The organism is Corynebacterium sp., assembly GCF_030535495.1.
GTDB lineage: Bacteria > Actinomycetota > Actinomycetes > Mycobacteriales > Mycobacteriaceae > Corynebacterium.
This window is the reverse complement of the sequence record NZ_JAUNRW010000006.1, coordinates 40339-41979: the sequence shown is the minus strand read 5'-3', so window position 1 is coordinate 41979 and position 1641 is coordinate 40339. Positions and strand designations below refer to the sequence as shown.

Annotated in this window: 1 protein-coding gene and 1 pseudogene; both read right to left on the bottom strand. The window is 73.8% G+C overall.

The features are described from left to right. The coding region (locus Q4F73_RS01720; protein ID WP_303357620.1) for a phosphotransferase enzyme family protein at window positions 1-1376 on the bottom strand (1376 nt) is incomplete at its 3' end. Then, a pseudogene (locus Q4F73_RS01715) lies at window positions 1363-1641 on the bottom strand (ABC transporter ATP-binding protein); the annotation flags it as partial. The gene Q4F73_RS01720 and the pseudogene Q4F73_RS01715, both read right to left, overlap by 14 nt.

Below are 1641 nucleotides of genomic sequence, written 5' to 3'. Positions count from 1 at the left end.
AAGGGCCGGGCGCGGTCGATGCCGGCGAGGATCCCGGTCGCCTTCCCGGCGCGCACGACCTTGGTGTAGCGCTGGCCGTCCGAGGAGCGCACCACGGCGCGTTTCCCGCGCCGGTGTGACACCACCTCGCCCGCCGGCAGGTCCAGGCGCGGGTCGGTGCCGGGCGCCTCCGCCACCACCTCGTGCCGGGTCCAGCGTCCCGCGCGGATGGCCCCGGAATCCGGGTCGCGCAGCTCGACGCTCAGCTCTTGACCGGGCCAGGCCCGGGTCACCGCCCACGCCCGCCCGTCCACCTCCACGGTGGCCGGCGGGAGCAGGTCGAGCGCCCGGTGGGCCGCCGCCAGGGAGCGCTCGAGGGGGGCTACCCAGTCCTCGGCCCCACCCCGTAATGGGGCCAGCCCGTAGTTGAGGTGGGCCAGTGCTTCCCAGGCGGCGACGTGTGCCTGGTCGACGCGGCCCCCGGCGGCGCGGTAACCGGCAAGGAAATCCCCGGCCAGGTCCGGATCACACGCCGCGAGGAAGCTGCCCACATCACGGGCGGCAGGGCCGGTGGTGGCGCGGTCGAGGTCGATGAGGCGGATCTGCCCGTCCTCCCCCACCAGGATCTGGTCCGGGGAGAGATCGCCGTGGAGGGCGCAGGTCTCGCCCTCCGTGGCGGGCAGGAGAACGGCCAGCCGGGCAGCCAGGGAGTGGACGGCCTCGGCCGTCCAGGGGGCGAGGGTGGCGGCGGTGGTGTCGATCTCCGGCGAGCGCACCGGCCCCGGTGGCATGCTCAAGCGGTGCAGCCGCGCGACCTCCTCCCCGGCGGAGCGCGCCGCGGCCGCCGAGGGCACAGCGCCCAGGTCACCGTGGCCCCACCAGGGGCTCACGGACACCTGTCCCCCACCCACGGCACTGAGTGTTCGGACCCCCGCAGACTGCCACCGCGCGGCCGTACGCCCCAGGTGGGAGGCATCGTCGGCGTGCACGCGAACCACCAGCCCGTCGGAGGTGGCCGCCACCAGGCGGCGGTGCGGGTTGTAGCGCAGGATGCGCAGTCCGGTCCGGGGCAGCCCGTCCAGTGCCCGCACCAGTTTCCGGTCCGACCAGACGAGCCCGGAGAGCACACCCTCCCGGTGGACGGTCACCTCCAGCCCGTAGCGCGCCGCCCGGCGCAGGGTGTTGGCGACCTTGTCCGGGCTGCTCGTCACCTCCGCCCACCCGCATTCCCCACTTGACCGGCAGCGCCAGGCGACCAGGACACTGTGGCCGGGTTTGATGCGGCGGTGGATGAGCTCCACCTCGCGGTTCAGGAGGGTGGAGAGGGAGGGGGCGTCGATAAGCAGCTCGGCGTGCTCCAGATCGGCATAGGCGAGCAGGTGCTCATGCGGGGTCATCGGCGAACTCCTTCGTCTGGGACCGTGCCCAGGCGCCGATGCGGCTGCCGGGGGTGGTGAGCAGATCCTCGGGGTGGCCGTCCTCGAGGATGCGGCCGTCCTCCAGCCACAGGAGGCGGTCGAGGCCGCGGATCATGTCGAGATCGTGGGTGATCGCCAGCGTCGTGCGGCCGGCGGTGAGCGTGTCGAGGGACTGCTTGACCAGGTGGCGGGCCACCGGGTCGAGGCCGGTGGTGGGTTCATCGAGCACCACGATCGGGGCGTC